Raw genomic sequence first — 15223 nt, 5'->3', positions numbered from 1 at the left:
TCGGCGGGGACCGTTCCAGCATCATTGCAAGGGGTTCCCCGCGACGACCCCGTGAGGCGTCAGCCCAACGATCGCGTCCAGGCTCTCTTTCTTCAGGAGGTGGACGCCATGCCGTCAACAACCCAAATCACCGTTCCGCAACTCACCCGTCTCGTCGGCCTGCCGGATGCGCCGGTTCTCATCGACGTGCGCATCGACGAGGACTATGAAGCCGATCCGCGGCTGCTGCCGGCGTCCTGCCGGCGCGATTTCAGGACCGTGTCGACCTGGGCGCCCGAATTCGCCGGGTCAAAGGCCGTCGTCATCTGTCAGCGGGGGGAGAAATTCTCGCAAGGCGTTGCCGCGTGGCTGCGCCACGAAGGCACTCCGGCGGAGTCGCTGGAAGGCGGCTTCGAGGCCTGGGTCGCCGCCAAGGCGCCACTGATCAGCGCCGGCGCGATCCTGCCGCGCGACGAAAAGGGGCGCACTGTATGGGTCACCCGTTCGCGGCCCAAGGTCGACCGCATCGCCTGTCCCTGGCTGATCCGCCGCTTCGTCGATCCCGAGGCGGTGTTCCTGTTCGTCGATCCGGCCGAGGTGCCTCTGGTCGCGGACCGCTTCGCAGCGGTTCCCTTCGACATTGAAGGCGTATTCTGGAGCCATCGCGGCGATCGCTGCACTTTCGACACGATGATCGAGGAATTCGGCCTGCGCGTCGAGGCGCTCGATCGCTTGGCGCTGATCGTGCGCGGTGCGGACACGGCGCGGCTAGACATCGTGCCGCAAGCGGCCGGGTTCCTCGCCGCCTCGCTCGGCCTGTCACGCATGTTCCGCGACGACCTCGAACAGCTCGAAGCCGGCATGCTCTTCTACGACGCCTTCTTCCGCTGGTGCCGCGACGCGACCGACGAGACGCATAACTGGCCGATCGGAGGCAAGGCCCCATGACTGTCCTTGCCAAAGGTGGGGCCGCACGGACGGTCGAGGCCCCGGCCATGCCGAGCTTCCGCGAGGCGACGCGGCTCTGGGCCAGGATCGGCCTGCTGTCCTTCGGCGGGCCGGCCGGGCAGATCGCGCTGATGCACAAGGAACTGGTCGAGGAGCACCGTTGGATCGGCGAGGAGCGTTTCCTGCACGCGCTCAACTACTGCATGCTCCTGCCCGGGCCCGAGGCGCAGCAGCTTGCCGTCTATATCGGCTGGCTGCTGCACCGAACGGCGGGCGGACTGGTCGCGGGCATCCTGTTCGTGCTGCCCGGCGCCCTGGTCATGCTTGGCCTGAGCAGCTTCTACATGCTCTACAACGACGCGCCGGTGGTCGAGGCGCTGTTCTTCGGCGTCAAGGCGGCGGTGCTCGCCGTCGTCGTCGAGGCGGTGATCCGCATCGGCAAGCGGGCGCTGAAGAACCGTGCGATGGTGGCGATCGCCGTGGCGGCCTTCCTCGCCATCTATGTCGTGAAGCTGCCGTTCCCGCTGATCGTGCTTGCCGCAGGCCTCATCGGCTGGATCGGCAATCGATTTGCGCCACGGCTGTTTTCCGGCTCGGCACATGGCAAGGGCAGCGTCGCCGACGACAAAGGCGTGGTCGACCTGATGTTCGAGCGCGGCGAGCTCGGCCACACCGTGCCGTCACGATGGCATGCGGTCCGGACCATCGGCATCTGGCTTCCGCTCTGGCTCGGGCCGGTGGCGCTGATCGCCTTGCTGGCGGGGCCGGGCAGCGTGTGGGCGCAGATCGGCGGCTTCTTCAGCCTGATGGCCGTCGTCACCTTCGGCGGCGCCTATGCGGTGCTCGCCTATGTGGCGCAAGCGGCGGTCACCTCGTTCGGCTGGCTTTCGCCTGGACAGATGGTCGACGGGCTGGGGCTCGCCGAAACGACGCCCGGACCGCTGATCCTGGTGCTGCAATTCGTCGGCTTTGCCGCCGCCTATCGTCATGCCGGCGCGATCAATCCCTTGCTTGCAGGGTCGCTGGGGTCGGCGCTGACGCTCTGGGTCACCTTCGTGCCCTGCTTCTTCTGGATATTTCTGGGCGCGCCCTACATCGAGCAATTGCGGCAGAACAAGGCGCTGGCGGCGGCGCTGGGCGCGATCACCGCGGCGGTGGTCGGCGTCATCATGAACCTTGCATTGTGGTTCGCACTGCATGTCGTCTTCGGCAAGGTCGCAAGCGTCGGCTGGGGCGTGGAGGTGCCGGTCCTGTCCTCGCTCGACTGGCGCGCCGCGCTGCTGTCGGTTGGGGCGATGGTCGCCATGTTCAGGCTGAAGCTCGGCATGCTGCCGACGCTGGCGGGGTCGGCTCTGGCCGGGCTTGGCTTGCTGGCGCTGTAGACCCGCGCGCCCTCGATCACGTTAGCGTGAAGGAAAAGGCTGACCGGCCGGGAATAAACGGCCCGGTCCGCCGGTCTCCTGGGCATGCCGCCTTTGCGCGCAACAGCAGGAGATCATCATGAAGCGGTACGAAGACAAACACGCGCGGGCAAAAGAGGGCGACGGCCTAAGCCGCCGTCGCCCCTTGGAGCGCTGGAGCTGGGCGCACCTGTTCTGGGCGATACCGCCCCGTCGGCGGCCCTGATCCGTGCCGATCGCAACCATCGAGATCCACGACCATGACGGCGAGCACCCCGTTGCAGCCAGCGATGCGCCGTCCCCTTCCGAGGCGCGCCTTGCTTCCGAGACACTTGACTCCGGTGACACCAATGCCTTCTCCTCCCTCGAAGCAGGCGCCATCGCCTGCGGTCGCGATCTTCACCCGCACGAGCAGGGACAGATCGTTGCCTCCCGCTGAGGGCGGCGGCAGACCCATGGCGGGAGCGCCCGACGGCGGAACGGTGTTGAGCGAAAAGATGCTGGCCGCGCGTTTTGCCGAGGTGGTGCTGCCGCATCTTGGCGATGCGCTGTCGCTCGCCCGCTGGCTGACCGGCAACACGGCCGATGCCGAGGATGTCGTGCAGGAGGCCTGCCTCAAGGCGCATGCGGGCATTGCCGGGTTCGCTGGGGGAAACTCCCGCGCGTGGCTGCTCACCATCGTGCGCAACGCCTCCTATACATGGATGGCGAAGAACCGTCCGCGCAGCGTGGTCGCCGTCGGCGACCTCGCCGATCTCGACGACGTGTCGCCGCCGCCCGACAATGATGCCGACAACCCGGAGGCGGCGCTGATCGCCAAGGCGAATTCGGTGGCGGTGGAAGCGGCGATCGTAAGGCTGCCGCAGGCCTTCCGCGAAACGCTGGTGCTGCGCGACATAAACGGTCTCAGCTACCGCGAGATCGCCGCGATGCTCGGCGTGCCGCAAGGCACGGTGATGTCGCGGCTGGCGCGAGCCCGCGGCCTCTTGATGACGGAACTTGGAGGGCGCCACCATGAGCCCGCATGAAGATCGCTCGCGTGAGGATGGATTGCCGCAAGACCCGCAGGATATGAAACTGATGATTCACGCCCTTGTCGATGGCGAGCTCGATGCCGCGGCCGCTTTGGCGGTCGAGCGCCGCATGGCCGCAGATCCGGAGCTGGCCGCCGAGCATGCGCGCCTGGTGGCGCTGCGCGGCGCTCTTGCCAACGTGCGGCGCCCCGTCGTGAGCGACGATTTCCTGGCGCGTATCGCGGCGATTGCCGAGGTGAAAGACACCGAAGACGCTGCCGAACCCACGACCGCGAAGGCTGAGCCGCCGCCACAACAGCAGCAGAGCAATGTCGTCGAGATGCGGCCGCGCGCGCCACGCTGGTTCAATTCTTTCGACTGGCGGCAGATGGCGGCCTCGATCGTGCTGACGGCGTTCCTCGCCAGCGGTGCGACGCAGTGGCTGGCCACGGCGGACAATGGCTCCGAGAGTTTTGCGGTCGCTGTCGCCAACGGCCATCGCCGCAGCCTGCTGGCGGCGACCCCGGTCGACATCGTCTCGTCCGACCGCCACACGGTGAAGCCATGGCTAGACGGTCGCATCGGCGTGTCGCCGGCGGCGCCCGACATGGCCAAGGACGGCTACGCGCTGCTCGGCGGACGCGTCGAGGTGATCGGCGACAGACCGATGCCGGCGCTGGTCTACCGCCACCACGAGCACCTGATCACGCTGGTGGCCGCGCCCCGGCAGAACGAGGCCAAATCGGTGCCGGTGGCGGACGACCTCTCGGCGGGGGGCTTCCTTCTGGTCCACTGGACCGACGATGCCTTCTCCTATTGGGCGATCTCGGATGCCGAACGCCCGGCGCTGGACGATTTCGTCGCCCGCTTCCGGGCGGCGATCATCGCCAATCCGGCGGCCGGCAGCCCGGGCTAGGGAGACGAAACGTCCTTATCGCCGCTATTGTCGAGGTCGGTTAACCGTTTGGCGGGAGGCAGATGCCTGTCCGTCGGCGATAATCGCGCCTCGGTTGCGCCGGCGCCTTGGCGCACAAGTGACAAGTCAAGGTCGACTTCGGTGTGTTATACACGCCGCGTTCTCGGGGCGGATACGAGTCGATGGATCAGGAAAGACTTCTGGCCGCGGTCCTCTTGGCCGATGTCGTGGGCAGCGTGCCGCTCTATGAGCGCATCGGCGACGATGCCGCCCTGCGGCAGGTCTCGGGTTGTCTCGACGCGATACGCCAGATCGTCGCCGAGCATGGCGGTGACTTCATCTACTCGAAGGGCGATGACGTGCTCAGCCTGTTCGAGACACCGGAGGCGGCGCTGAGGGCGGTCTGCCGGATCGGCGGCCAGCTGACGAAAGAGCCCTTGATCGCCCGGATCGGATTGCATTTCGGAGCGGTCATTCGCGCGCGGGGCGCGGTATTCGGCGACGTTGTCAACGTCACCGCAAGGTTGTCCGCCACGGCCAATCCCGGGGAGGTCCTGATCAGCCAGAGCTTCTTCGAAGCCCTTTCGGCGGACAGCCGTGGTACCTTGCGGCTCCTCGACAAAATGGCCTTCAAGGGAAAGCAAGAACTCTTCGATGTCTATACGCTGCGGACCGACGACGGCGCCCCCAGCACGCACGTCGCCAGCCGGGGCACCTTTGTCGACAGGCGCTCTGCGCCGCCGCCACCGATCAATCTGGTCATCCGCTACGAAGATCAATTGCGATCCTGCCGAAACAACGAACTGGTGACGATCGGCCGATCTCCGGAATGCGATATCGTCGTCCAGAGGCCCTGGGTCTCGAGGCACCACGCGACGTTCACCATTTCGAATGGCAAGGCGCGGCTTGTCGAGCGAAGCTCATCGGGCACATTTGTGTCGATGGGATCCGGCCAAGAAGTATTCGTGCGCCGAGAGGATATTCTCCTCTTCGGCTCCGGCGTCATCTCACCTGGACGCAGATCGACCCTCGGCGACGCCCAGATCCTTCGCTACGAAATTATCCCGGGCTGATCCGGCCGGTTGGGCGTGACGGCAATGCCCGGCATGGCCTGCTCGAGTTCTCGGCAGATCGCCTGGGGCGCGTAGGAGGACAGGACGATCGAGGTGATCGGAACGAACTGCTTCAGAGCCGCGATCGACGATTGCCCGACCAGCTCGCGCTGCCACGCGATCTCGGCCCCGCCGAATGACGGCCAGTCCGCGCCTCTTTCCCAGAGCTCGGATGTCTGCCTTCCTTATCTGGTGATCTCCTGTTCGAGCCGCAGCATGCCGGCATGGCCAAGCTCGTGGCCAGATCCTGACCAGCGCCGGGGGCGTCGGCACACCCTATCCGGCGCCGCAAGCGCTGGTGTCGCGTCCCCGCCGCTGACTCCGATGCCACATCCGTTCTTCCAGGGCATGTTCGCCGGCGGTCATGAGAAGACAGCGGCGCTCGCGGCCGAGTATCGTGCCATGGCCGCTGACGGTGCCGTGTTGGCCGACCAAGGAAACCATGAACCGGGCAATTCATGAAAAAAATGTTCGAGGCGGGGCCCTCGAAAGGCGGATCGTTCCTTCTAAGGTAGGCTAGAGTCTATAAAAATCATAGACATTAGACTTGGCGCCGGCGTCCCGAGGAAATGAACATGCCCAATCCAACCGTTGTCGGTTTCTCCGGAAATTTCACCCGGCCGTCGAAGACGCGCGGTCTCGTCGAGCAGGTGGTGAGGGACGTTGCGGCTCGCAACACTTTGTCGGCGAGCACCTTTGATATTGACGACGTCGGACCTTCGCTCGGCAGCGCCAAATGGGCGCGCGATCTCGATCCGCAGGCTCGCGATATTCTCGACAGGGTCGTCAACGCCGACGTGCTGGTGGTCGGATCGCCGACCTACAAGGGCAGCTACACCGGGCTTTTCAAACACTTCTTCGACCTGCTCGATCCGGCCTCGCTGAGGGGCAAACCGGTGCTGCTGCTCGCAACGGGCGGCGGCGAGCGGCATGCGCTGATCGTCGAGCATCAATTGCGGCCGCTGTTCGGCTTTTTCGAGGCGCTTGCCTTGCCCACCGGGGTCTATGCGACGGACAGGGATTTCGCCGACGGCGTCCTGGTCTCCGAAGCGATCCGCAAGCGCGTCGCGCAGGCCGTCGACGAGGCGGGCCATGCGCTCTCCCGCCGCGCCGCCGACCAGCGGATCGCGGCGGAATAGCCGAGGCAACCCGCTCGGAGATGCTTACGTCTCCGTGACGAATTTGGTCCGCAGATGGGCGTCCAGGCCCTCGATTCCGGATTCCGATCCATAACCGGACTCGTTCACGCCACCGCCAGGGGTTTCCGGCGTAGACACCATCATATGGTTGACGCCGACCAGGCCGGCGTCGAGCGCGAGCTCGCTCTTCTGCGCAAGCGCCATGTCGCGGCTGCTGTCGCCATTCAGGGCCGACAGGTTCCAGTTTCCTGGGACATCTCTCGCTTGCGACCCGGATATGCCGTTTCGCGATGGTCCATCGGATACCGGATTGGAGTAGCTGGAGACAGCTGCAGGGAAACGACGCTCCATGACATCAGCCAATATTCTGATCTGCGATTTTGTCGGGCTGCGCTTTGGCGCGGACGGCAATCCCGACCACAGCGAGGTCAAGGCCTATATCGAAGCCAAGGGTGGGGTGTTCCACCAGACAGGCCTCGCCGAGGCCGGCGCCCTTGATCCCGGCAGGCTGCATTTCTTCTACCTGCCGCAATTGAGCACGCGTGACGAATTGCTGGCAGAGGCCGGTGACGGCCGCTACGACGCCGTCATCGCCGCCGCGACCTTCATTCCGGCGGAGACCAGGTTCCGCCTCGGCGGCGTGCGCATCGGCGCCGGCACCGGCAATATGGGCTCGGCATCCTGGGGCGGAGGCAGCGGAGAAGGCGGCGAAGCGCCGTTGATGAACACGCCCGGCATCAACAGCCGCGCCACCGCGCAAATGGCCATGAAGGCGCTGCTGAAAGTCAGGCCGGATCTCCCGGTGGACAAGCTCAACACCCTGGTCGCCGGCGGGCAGTTCGATACGGGAAAAGATCTGCGCCATTACCCGACCGAGAAGCTCGAAGGCAAAAGACTTGCCGTGCTCGGCTATGGCAATATCGGTCGCGAATTCGCCAGGCTCGGCCAGGCCTTCGGCATGCAGGTCGCCGTCCATGCGCGGCCCCGTCACCAAAAATGGATCGAGGCGGAAGGCTTCGACTATGCCGAGACCATGGAAGACGCGGCGCGCGGCGCCGACGCGCTTTCGGTCCACCTAGGCCTCGGTCCCTTCGATGCCGGCCAGCAGCGATACGCCAATGCCGGACTGATCGGAGATGAAGTCCTCTCCCTCCTCAACCACGGCGCCGTGCTCATCAACTACGATCGCGGCGAGCTGGTCGATGTGGCAGCATTGGAGCGCGCGCTGGCGTCAGGACGCGTTTCTCATGCGGCGATCGATGCGGACCTGTTCAAGGACGGCAGCACGCTTTCGGGACCAATGCTGCCTTATCTCAGACTGGTCGAGGCCTATGGCCAGCGTCTGGAACTCCTCCCTCACGCCGCGGCCGACACCGACCACCCCTCCCGTGTCGCCGGCGCCAAGCAGGCCGTCGACCAGATCTACGCCGCCATCGTCGAGCATCGCGTTCACAATCTGAGAGGATCGCTGCCTCCGGGCTTTCTCGACATGGGAGCGAAAGTCCCGCCCGGCATCGGCGGCATCGATCTTCGGCATCTGGCGACGCTGGCCGCCGATCGGGCCGTTGCCGCCGACCTCGCGCGGTCGAGCGCACTCATAGCCGCTTTCTGGGAACGCGTTCTGGCCGCGTCCGAGCAGGAACGACCGGCGCTGATCGCTTCTGCAGGCGAAGCATTCGCCGAAGCGGCGAACCGCCTCTCCACGCTTATGCGCAGGCACCATCTTTCGGGGCCGTTCACTTCGGGATCACTTTGACCCAGCGTGCGGTGACCTGCTCGCAAGCCTTTGAAAAGTATGGTGATCCCGACAGGAATCGAACCTGTGACCTACAGATTAGGAATCTGCCGCTCTATCCTACTGAGCTACGGGACCACGCGGCCCGACACATAAACGCTTCGGGCCGGTTCGCCAAGGGGCATGCTGATCTCCCCTCAGGCTGCAATTCATCTCGGCAAGGCCGAGCCGACCAAGCCGGATGGCGGGCTGCTCGCCGCCTTCGCCCGCGGCCGTTTAGAGCGGTTCACCTTTCACGGAAACGGCAAACCACTCTATCCTTCTGTTTTTACGCAATTCCGGAACGGAAAACCGCTCACACCTTTTCCTGGAACTGCTCTAGGCTGCCAGCGCGGTCTCGGCCAGCTTCACCCAATAGCTCATGCCGTGCGGGATGACCTCGTCGTTGAAGTCATAGGCCGGGTGATGCAGGCCGGCCGAGTCGCCGTTGCCGATGAAGATGAAGGCGCCGGGGCGGGCTTCCAGCATATAGGAGAAATCCTCGCCGCCCATCACCGGCTGGATGGCGCGGTGGACATGGCTGTCGCCGGCGATGTCGGCCGCGATATCGCCAGCAAACGCGGTTTCCTCGGCATGGTTGAAGGTGACGGGGTAATTGGCGTCGTAATCGACCTCGATGGTGGCGCCGAAGGCCGCCGCGAGGCCGGCGCAGAGCGCGCGGATGCGCTCTTCCGATTTCTTGGCCACTTCCTTCTTCAGCGTGCGCACGGTGCCGGCGATCTCGGCGCTTTCCGGAATGACGTTGTAGGCGTCGCCGGCGTGGAACTTCGTCACCGACACCACCACGGCCTCGACCGGATCGGTGCTGCGCGAGGCGATGGTCTGCAGCGCGCCGACCAACTGGCTGGTGATGACGATCGGGTCGATCGTGCCGTGCGGCATCGCGGCATGGCCGCCGCGGCCCTTGACGGTGATGGTGAATTCGGCCGTCGCGGCCATGATCGGGCCGGGCTTGATGGCGAACTGGCCAACCGGCAGGCCCGGCATATTGTGCATGCCGAACACCTTCTCGATACCGAAGCGTTCCATCATGCCGTCCTTGACCATCTCGTTGCCGCCGCCGCCGCCTTCCTCGGCCGGCTGGAAGATCACCGCCACGGTGCCGGCGAAGTTGCGCGTCTCGGCAAGATATTTGGCCGCGCCCAAGAGCATCGCGGTATGGCCGTCATGGCCGCAGGCATGCATCTTGCCGCGCACGGTCGAGGCCCACGGCTTGCCGGTGATCTCGTCGATCGGCAGCGCGTCCATGTCGGCGCGCAGCCCGATGGCCGGGCCATCGCCCCTGCGGCCGCGGATGATGCCCACGACGCCAGTCTTGCCCAGCCCCGTCACCACCTCGTCGCAGCCGAAGGCCTTCAGCTTCTCAGTGACAAAGCCGGCGGTCTGGAAGACGTCGAAATTCAGCTCCGGTGTCTGGTGCAGATGCCGGCGCCAGCCGGCGACTTCTTCCTGCATTTGTGCGGCGCGGTTCAGAATCGGCATGATCGGTCCATCTCTTGGTTGATTGGCTGCAGTCGGTTCAGAGCCGCTGCTCAGCAATTGTGATACTCAATTGTGATGTCTTGCACTTTGCCATTTTGGCGACACATAGCGTAAATAGCACCGCAACAATGCGGTCTGGGGTGAGGGTCGGACCGCATTTTGCTGGCGATGAGTAACGAAATCTTACGGAGCCAGCGGCGATCACGGCAAGAGGCGATTTCGGATTTGATCATGCGGCAGAGGCATTTCCTCAACCTATTGCTGGCAGGCGCGCTGGCACTCCCGGCGCTTGCCGGCGTGGCGCGCGCCAACCCGGTCGTGCTTTTCGACCTCAAAAGCGGCTCCATCTTGGAGCACCAGGATGCGTTCAAGCGCTGGTATCCGGCCTCGCTCAGCAAGCTGATGACGGCCTATGTCGCGTTCCGCGCCATTCAGGCGGGCGAGGTGGCGCTCGATTCGCCGATCAAGGTGACGAAGCATTCGGCCGGCGAGCCGCCGAGCAAGATGGGCTTCAGGCCCGGCTCGGTGATGCGGCTCGACAATGCGCTGAAGATGATGCTGGTCAAGTCGGCCAACGACATCGCCATGGCCGTGGGCGAGAATATCGGCGGGTCGCAGGCCGCGTTTGCCGACCGCATGAACGCCGAGGCGGCCCGGCTCGGCATGACGGGCACGCATTTCGTCAATCCGAATGGGCTCTATTCACCGGAACAGTATACGACGGCGCGCGACCTCGCCGTCCTGGTGACGGCGTTGCGCAATGATTTTCCGCAATATGCGCCTTGGTTCTCGATCGAAGGCCTTGCCGTCGGCAAGAAGGCGCTCCCGAACTACAATCTGTTGATCGGCCGCTATCCGGGCGCCGACGGCATGAAGACGGGTTTTGTCTGCTCTTCCGGATTCAACATGATCGGTTCGGCGACGCGCAACGGGCGCACGCTGGTGGCCGTGGTGCTTGGCGAGAAATCGGCGATCAGCCGCGCCGAAGCGGCGGCAAGGCTGCTCGACCAGGGTTTCAACATGCCAGCGGCGGGTTCGACCACACTGGCCGCGCTCAAGCCCTATGGCGACACGCTGTCACCCAACGACATGCATGACGAGATCTGCAAGAAGAAGCCGAAGGAGGAGCAGTCCGAGGCGGCTCCCGAGGTTGCCGCCAAGGACAAGCCCAAGTCGCCGTACCAGGTGAAGCTCGAGCACCCGACGCTCGTCGCGGTCGGGCTCGGCGGCGCCACGGGACCGGCGCCCAAGGCATTCGTCGACCAGACCAATCAGAACTATGCCGATGTGCCGCTGCCGAACTGGCGGCCCGACAGGCCGGCGCCGGCCGGCGCCGAGCCGCTGGCGACCGCCGCAGCAGGGGCGCAGGGCGACCAATCCGCCAAGGCCAACTGAGCTGCGTCATGGGCGGCAGCTTTCCCATTCCCGTATCGGTGCTCACCGGCTTTCTCGGCGCCGGCAAGACGACGCTGCTCAACAGGCTGCTCAAGGATCCGGCGCTTGCCGACACGGCGGTGATCATCAACGAGTTCGGCGAGGTGGCGATCGACCATCTTTTGGTCGAGCAGGCGTCCGACGGCATCATCCAGCTTTCCGACGGCTGTCTCTGCTGCACGGTGCGCGGCGACCTCGTCGATACGCTCGCCGATCTCGTCGACCGGCTGCAGACCGGCCGTATCGCCAAACTGGCCCGTGTCGTCGTCGAGACGACGGGCCTGGCCGATCCGGCGCCGGTGCTGCAGTCGATCATGGCGCATCCGGCGCTGGTGCAGGCCTTCCGGCTCGACGGCGTCGTCACGCTGGTCGACGCCGTCAATGGCGAGGCGACGCTCGATGCCCATGTCGAGGCGGTGAAGCAGGCGGCGGTGGCCGACCGCGTGGTGCTGGCCAAGACCGACCTTGCCGACGCGGCCGAGGTCGAGGCGTTGCGGACAAGGCTGAAGCAGATCAATCCGGGTGCCGTCGTGCTCGACGTCAACGAGGCCGGCACGGGCGCCGCGGCGCTGTTCAATTGCGGGCTCTACGATCCCGAAACCAAGTCCGCCGACGTACGGCGCTGGCTTGGTGAAGAGGCGGCGCATGGTCATGATAATCACCATGGTCACGACCACCATGACGGCGACCATGATCACCGCCACCATGAGCATCGCCACGATGCGCGCGTGCGCACGCACTCGCTCGTCCATGACGGCCCGGTGTCGTTCTCGGCGATCGAGATGTTCCTCGATCTTCTGCGCTCGACGCATGGCGAGAAACTTCTGCGCATGAAGGGCGTCATCGAGCTTGCCGAGGATCCGTCGCGGCCGCTGGTCATTCACGGCGTGCAGAAGATCCTGCATCCGCCGGCAAGGCTGCCGGCCTGGCCCGACGGCCAGCGCGGCACCAGGCTGGTGCTGATCACGCTCGACATGCCGCAGGATTATATCCAGCGGCTGTTCGCCGCCTTCACCAACAAGCCTTCGGTCGACACGCCGGACCGGGCGGCGCTCGAAGCCAATCCGCTGGCGATTGCAGGACTATAAACCGAAAACGACGCCGGCTCAGGCGGCGTTGCCGCGCTCGACCAGAAAGCGGTGGCCGCCGGTCACCGCGGCCGTCTCGACCAATTGGTGGCCGGCATCGGCGCAGAAGGCCGGGATATCGATGACCGCGAGCGGATCGGTGGTTTCCAGCCAAAGCCGGCTGCCAGGTTGCATGGCCGCCAGCCGCTTGCGCGCCTTCAGCACCGGCAGCGGGCAGTTCAGCCCCTTGAGATCGTAGGTGGCGGGCAGCTTCGGCTTTTGTTCATGCATGTCGTTGTGCATGAGGTCTCAGCCGCCGAACATGCCGAGCAGCTTCTTCTTCAGCTTCGACACGGTGCCTGGGTCGGTATCGGCGGCCTGCTGCGTTTCCTGCGCGGGTGCGGCTTCCACGCCTGCGGTGACGACCGGCTGCTGCGCTGCCTGCTTGGCGGCTTCCTTCTCGGCCAAAGCCTGCTGCTTGGCCGCTTCCTTGGCGGCCTTGGCCGCCTCGATCGCGGCCAGGCGCTGCTCTTCTGCCTTGCGCTTGGCTTCCTTTTCCGCGTCGGCTGCTGCCATCTTGCGCCCGAGCGGGGAATCGATGCGGCCCATGCGGGTGGTTTCCGTCACTGAGCCGTCGGCATTCAGCGACGGCGGCTCGATCGGCACGCGCTCGCCGCGGGCGCGGCGCTTCGACCAGTCGGAAACGATGCTGGCTTCCTTGATGCCGGCAATGGTCGGTTTCGGCGGCGGCGCGCTGGATCTCACGGCCGAATTGAAGGCCGCATCGTAGCTCTTCTCGTAGTTGGCGTAGGCCACTTTCAGCGAATCCGGCTGCGTCGTCGCGGGGCAGGGGCCGGTCGGGTCGAAAGTGGTGCCTTCGGGCGCCACCTGGTTGAAGACGTAACGCTTCTCGCAGACGTCGACCTTCGGCGGTACCTTGGTGATCTCGAAATTATCGTAGCCGACCTTCAGCATCTTCCAGAACTCGTAGTTCGGGTCGTTGCGGTAGCGCGCCATGTTGGCGGCGGTCATGCGGAACGGGAAAGCCTGGATCTGGAACTCGGTCTGGCCGCCCTCGAAGGCGTCGCGGCCGAAGGCATAGATCTGCTCGATCTGCGCGTCGGTCATCGAATAGCAGCCGGACGACGAGCAGGCGCCGTGCACCATCAGGTTCTGGCCGGTGCGGCCATTGGCGCGGTCATAGGCGTTGGGAAAGCCGATGTTGAAGGACAAATGGTAGTGCGAGCGCGGGTTCATCTGCGAGGGACGCACCGTGTAGAAGCCTTCCGGCGCCTGGCGGTCGCCCTCGGTGTATTTGGGACCGAGTTTGCCCGACCATTTACAGATGTCGTAGGTGGCGACGAGATCGTAGCGGCCGTTGGTCTTGGCCTTCCAGATCTCGAGCTTGCCTTCCTCCTTGAAGATGCGCGCCATTACCGAGGAGGTGCGCACCATGCCCTTGGCCTTCATGTCGGCGAGGATCTTGTCCGGCAACGGCTTGTTGGCCTCGGGCGCAAAATCCTTCATCGACGAATCATTGCAGCCGGCGACGCCGATGGCGGCAATCAGGACTCCGGTGCGGGCAAGCTTGGCAAACATCGACACGGCTACGTCTTTTCTCTCGGGCCAACGGATCTCGGCATTGCCGGGCCCGCAGGCTGAACACCAGTGGACCGTAAGCCCGTTAACCTTGAAAATTCCTTACCGCAAGCCTTGGCAAACCCCTCACGGCAAATCCCATTGAGCCGGATCCGGCGGCATTTTTGTGGCAAAAATGCTCATCTTGGCCACGGTCGAACCATTGGCGGGTCAGAGACTGCGGCCCATCGCCAGGTACTTCTCGCGGCGCTGCTCGCGGAAATCGGTGTTGGCGCCGGCAAAATCCTTCATCGTCCTCGCGATGAGGTCGCCGGTCGATGCGATCACCGTTTCCGGCGCACGCTGGGCGCCGCCGATCGGCTCGGGAATGATGGCGTCGATGATCTTCATCTCGAGAAGATCCTGCGCGGTGATCTTCATGTTGGTCGCCGCGTCCTTGGAGCGGGTCGTGTCGCGCCAAAGGATCGAGGCCGCGCCCTCAGGCGAGATCACCGAATAGATGGCGTGCTCCAGCATGTAGACGCGATTGGCGGTGGCGATCGCGATGGCGCCGCCGGAGCCGCCTTCGCCGATGACCACCGAGATCGACGGCACTTTCAGCGAAAGGCAGGCCGAGGTCGAACGCGCGATCGCTTCGGCCTGGCCGCGCTCTTCGGCGCCGACGCCGGGATAGGCGCCGGCGGTGTCGACCAGCGTCAGAAGCGGGATCTTGAAGCGGTCGGCCAGTTCCATCAGGCGCACCGCCTTGCGGTAACCCTCCGGGCGCACCGAACCGAAATTGTGCTTGATGCGGCTTGCCGTGTCGGAACCCTTCTCCTGGCCGATGACCGCCACCGGCTCGCCGCGGAAGCGCGCGAAGCCGCCGACGATCGCCTGGTCGTCGCCGAAATTGCGGTCGCCGGCCAAGGGCGTGAAATCGGTGAACAGCCCTTTGATGTAGTCGACGCAATGCGGGCGGTCGGGATGGCGCGCGACCTGCACCTTCTGCCAGGGCGTGAGCGCCTTGTAGAGGTCGCGCAACGCGTCGCGCGAGCGCTTTTCCAGCCGGCTTATCTCTTCGGCGACATCGACCGCCTCGCCGTTCTCGGCAAGCTTCTTCAGCTCAAGGATCTTGAGCTCCAGATCCTGCACCGGCTTTTCAAAGTCGAGGTAGTTGTACATGCTTGAGCGGACCGATCCGTCGGAAGGCAAATGGCTGGCGGAACCGCTGAAATGCTGGCTCCGGGCGGTGGAACGTCGCCCTCACATAGCGATATGAGGCCTAGTCGGCAAGCGGATGATGATCGTTGACCAGCCGCACCAGCCGCTCCTCCAGCACATGGGTGTAGATCTGCGTGGT

The 15223-nt window shown here is 65.0% G+C and carries 16 protein-coding genes and 1 tRNA gene; 11 read left to right on the top strand and 6 right to left on the bottom strand.

What is annotated here, in order from left to right:
- Window positions 1-108 precede the first annotated feature (108 nt).
- From FJW06_RS27570 to msuE, 8 genes are all read left to right on the top strand, one after another.
- A complete protein-coding gene (locus FJW06_RS27570) occupies window positions 109-927 on the top strand; it encodes a sulfurtransferase/chromate resistance protein (protein ID WP_140756479.1) in 819 nt (272 codons plus the stop codon).
- Complete coding sequence (chrA, locus tag FJW06_RS27565) at window positions 924-2309, top strand: chromate efflux transporter (RefSeq protein ID WP_140756477.1); 1386 nt, start codon at window positions 924-926, stop codon at window positions 2307-2309. Before FJW06_RS27570 ends, chrA begins: the two co-directional genes overlap by 4 nt.
- A 247-nt stretch (window positions 2310-2556) precedes the next feature.
- Window positions 2557-2766 carry a hypothetical protein gene (locus tag FJW06_RS27560; protein WP_140756475.1) on the top strand — a complete coding sequence of 70 codons (210 nt, stop codon included), beginning with the start codon at window positions 2557-2559 and terminating at the stop codon, window positions 2764-2766.
- A 16-nt stretch (window positions 2767-2782) separates the two neighbouring features.
- A complete protein-coding gene (locus FJW06_RS27555) occupies window positions 2783-3355 on the top strand; it encodes a sigma-70 family RNA polymerase sigma factor (protein WP_140756473.1) in 573 nt (190 codons plus the stop codon).
- 52 nt (window positions 3356-3407) lie between these two features.
- A complete protein-coding gene (locus tag FJW06_RS27550; RefSeq protein WP_246674881.1) occupies window positions 3408-4256 on the top strand; it encodes an anti-sigma factor in 849 nt (282 codons plus the stop codon).
- Window positions 4257-4438: 182 nt separating this feature from the next.
- On the top strand, window positions 4439-5329 hold the full coding sequence (locus FJW06_RS27545; protein ID WP_210238999.1) for an adenylate/guanylate cyclase domain-containing protein: 891 nt from the start codon (window positions 4439-4441) through the stop codon (window positions 5327-5329).
- A gap of 93 nt (window positions 5330-5422) precedes the next feature.
- Complete coding sequence (locus FJW06_RS30745; RefSeq protein WP_246674880.1) at window positions 5423-5830, top strand: hypothetical protein; 408 nt, start codon at window positions 5423-5425, stop codon at window positions 5828-5830.
- Window positions 5831-5943: 113 nt separating this feature from the next.
- On the top strand, window positions 5944-6507 hold the full coding sequence (gene msuE, locus FJW06_RS27535) for an FMN reductase (protein WP_140756467.1): 564 nt from the start codon (window positions 5944-5946) through the stop codon (window positions 6505-6507).
- Between the two features lie 24 nt (window positions 6508-6531).
- On the opposite strand, the gene FJW06_RS30740 is transcribed toward msuE, so the two are convergent.
- The gene (locus tag FJW06_RS30740; protein ID WP_246674879.1) at window positions 6532-6870 is read right to left on the bottom strand and encodes an aldehyde dehydrogenase family protein; all 339 of its coding nucleotides are present in this window, start codon (window positions 6868-6870) and stop codon (window positions 6532-6534) included.
- Between FJW06_RS30740 and FJW06_RS27525 the strand changes: the two genes are divergently transcribed.
- On the top strand, window positions 6857-8263 hold the full coding sequence (locus tag FJW06_RS27525; protein ID WP_140756465.1) for an NAD(P)-dependent oxidoreductase: 1407 nt from the start codon (window positions 6857-6859) through the stop codon (window positions 8261-8263). The two genes, FJW06_RS30740 and FJW06_RS27525, sit on opposite strands and share 14 nt — an antisense overlap.
- Window positions 8264-8303: 40 nt before the next feature.
- On the opposite strand, the gene FJW06_RS27520 is transcribed toward FJW06_RS27525, so the two are convergent.
- Window positions 8304-8380: transfer RNA gene (locus FJW06_RS27520), tRNA-Arg, on the bottom strand.
- A gap of 240 nt (window positions 8381-8620) precedes the next feature.
- A complete protein-coding gene (locus FJW06_RS27515) occupies window positions 8621-9784 on the bottom strand; it encodes a M20 aminoacylase family protein (RefSeq protein ID WP_140756463.1) in 1164 nt (387 codons plus the stop codon).
- Between the two features lie 231 nt (window positions 9785-10015).
- On the opposite strand from FJW06_RS27515, the gene FJW06_RS27510 reads away from it, so the two are divergent.
- Window positions 10016-11179 (top strand): D-alanyl-D-alanine carboxypeptidase family protein, encoded by a 1164-nt coding sequence (locus tag FJW06_RS27510; protein ID WP_140756461.1) that lies wholly within the window; start codon window positions 10016-10018, stop codon window positions 11177-11179.
- A gap of 8 nt (window positions 11180-11187) precedes the next feature.
- Entirely contained in the window at window positions 11188-12306 is a 1119-nt protein-coding gene (locus FJW06_RS27505; protein ID WP_140756459.1) for a GTP-binding protein, read from the top strand.
- A gap of 18 nt (window positions 12307-12324) precedes the next feature.
- Here FJW06_RS27505 and FJW06_RS27500 read toward each other — a convergent pair whose 3' ends face one another.
- The 3 genes from FJW06_RS27500 to FJW06_RS27490 all read right to left on the bottom strand — a co-directional run bounded on the left by FJW06_RS27500 (window position 12325) and on the right by FJW06_RS27490 (window position 15045).
- A complete protein-coding gene (locus FJW06_RS27500; RefSeq protein WP_140756456.1) occupies window positions 12325-12576 on the bottom strand; it encodes a sulfurtransferase TusA family protein in 252 nt (83 codons plus the stop codon).
- Between the two features lie 18 nt (window positions 12577-12594).
- Window positions 12595-13884 carry a murein L,D-transpeptidase family protein gene (locus FJW06_RS27495; RefSeq protein ID WP_140756512.1) on the bottom strand — a complete coding sequence of 430 codons (1290 nt, stop codon included), beginning with the start codon at window positions 13882-13884 and terminating at the stop codon, window positions 12595-12597.
- A 210-nt stretch (window positions 13885-14094) separates the two neighbouring features.
- On the bottom strand, window positions 14095-15045 hold the full coding sequence (locus FJW06_RS27490; RefSeq protein ID WP_140756454.1) for an acetyl-CoA carboxylase carboxyltransferase subunit alpha: 951 nt from the start codon (window positions 15043-15045) through the stop codon (window positions 14095-14097).
- Between the last annotated feature and the right edge of the window lie 178 nt (window positions 15046-15223).

This window comes from Mesorhizobium sp. B4-1-3 (genome assembly GCF_006439355.1).
Classification (GTDB): domain Bacteria; phylum Pseudomonadota; class Alphaproteobacteria; order Rhizobiales; family Rhizobiaceae; genus Mesorhizobium.
The sequence above is the reverse complement of the archived record's forward strand: the minus strand, read 5'-3'. Positions and strand labels throughout refer to the sequence as shown.

Excerpts from the sequence above, each read along its gene's own strand:
- FJW06_RS27570 (WP_140756479.1), top strand. The coding sequence starts at position 109 with ATGCCGTCAACAACCCAAATCACCGTTCCGCAACTCACCCGTCTCGTC.
- chrA (WP_140756477.1), top strand. The coding sequence starts at position 924 with ATGACTGTCCTTGCCAAAGGTGGGGCCGCACGGACGGTCGAGGCCCCG.
- FJW06_RS27555 (WP_140756473.1), top strand. The coding sequence starts at position 2,783 with ATGGCGGGAGCGCCCGACGGCGGAACGGTGTTGAGCGAAAAGATGCTG.
- FJW06_RS27550 (WP_246674881.1), top strand. The coding sequence starts at position 3,408 with ATGATTCACGCCCTTGTCGATGGCGAGCTCGATGCCGCGGCCGCTTTG.
- FJW06_RS27545 (WP_210238999.1), top strand. The coding sequence starts at position 4,439 with ATGGATCAGGAAAGACTTCTGGCCGCGGTCCTCTTGGCCGATGTCGTG.
- msuE (WP_140756467.1), top strand. The coding sequence starts at position 5,944 with ATGCCCAATCCAACCGTTGTCGGTTTCTCCGGAAATTTCACCCGGCCG.
- FJW06_RS27525 (WP_140756465.1), top strand. The coding sequence starts at position 6,857 with ATGACATCAGCCAATATTCTGATCTGCGATTTTGTCGGGCTGCGCTTT.
- FJW06_RS27515 (WP_140756463.1), bottom strand. The coding sequence starts at position 9,784 with ATGCCGATTCTGAACCGCGCCGCACAAATGCAGGAAGAAGTCGCCGGC.
- FJW06_RS27510 (WP_140756461.1), top strand. The coding sequence starts at position 10,016 with ATGCGGCAGAGGCATTTCCTCAACCTATTGCTGGCAGGCGCGCTGGCA.
- FJW06_RS27505 (WP_140756459.1), top strand. The coding sequence starts at position 11,188 with ATGGGCGGCAGCTTTCCCATTCCCGTATCGGTGCTCACCGGCTTTCTC.
- FJW06_RS27500 (WP_140756456.1), bottom strand. The coding sequence starts at position 12,576 with ATGCATGAACAAAAGCCGAAGCTGCCCGCCACCTACGATCTCAAGGGG.
- FJW06_RS27495 (WP_140756512.1), bottom strand. The coding sequence starts at position 13,884 with ATGTTTGCCAAGCTTGCCCGCACCGGAGTCCTGATTGCCGCCATCGGC.
- FJW06_RS27490 (WP_140756454.1), bottom strand. The coding sequence starts at position 15,045 with ATGTACAACTACCTCGACTTTGAAAAGCCGGTGCAGGATCTGGAGCTC.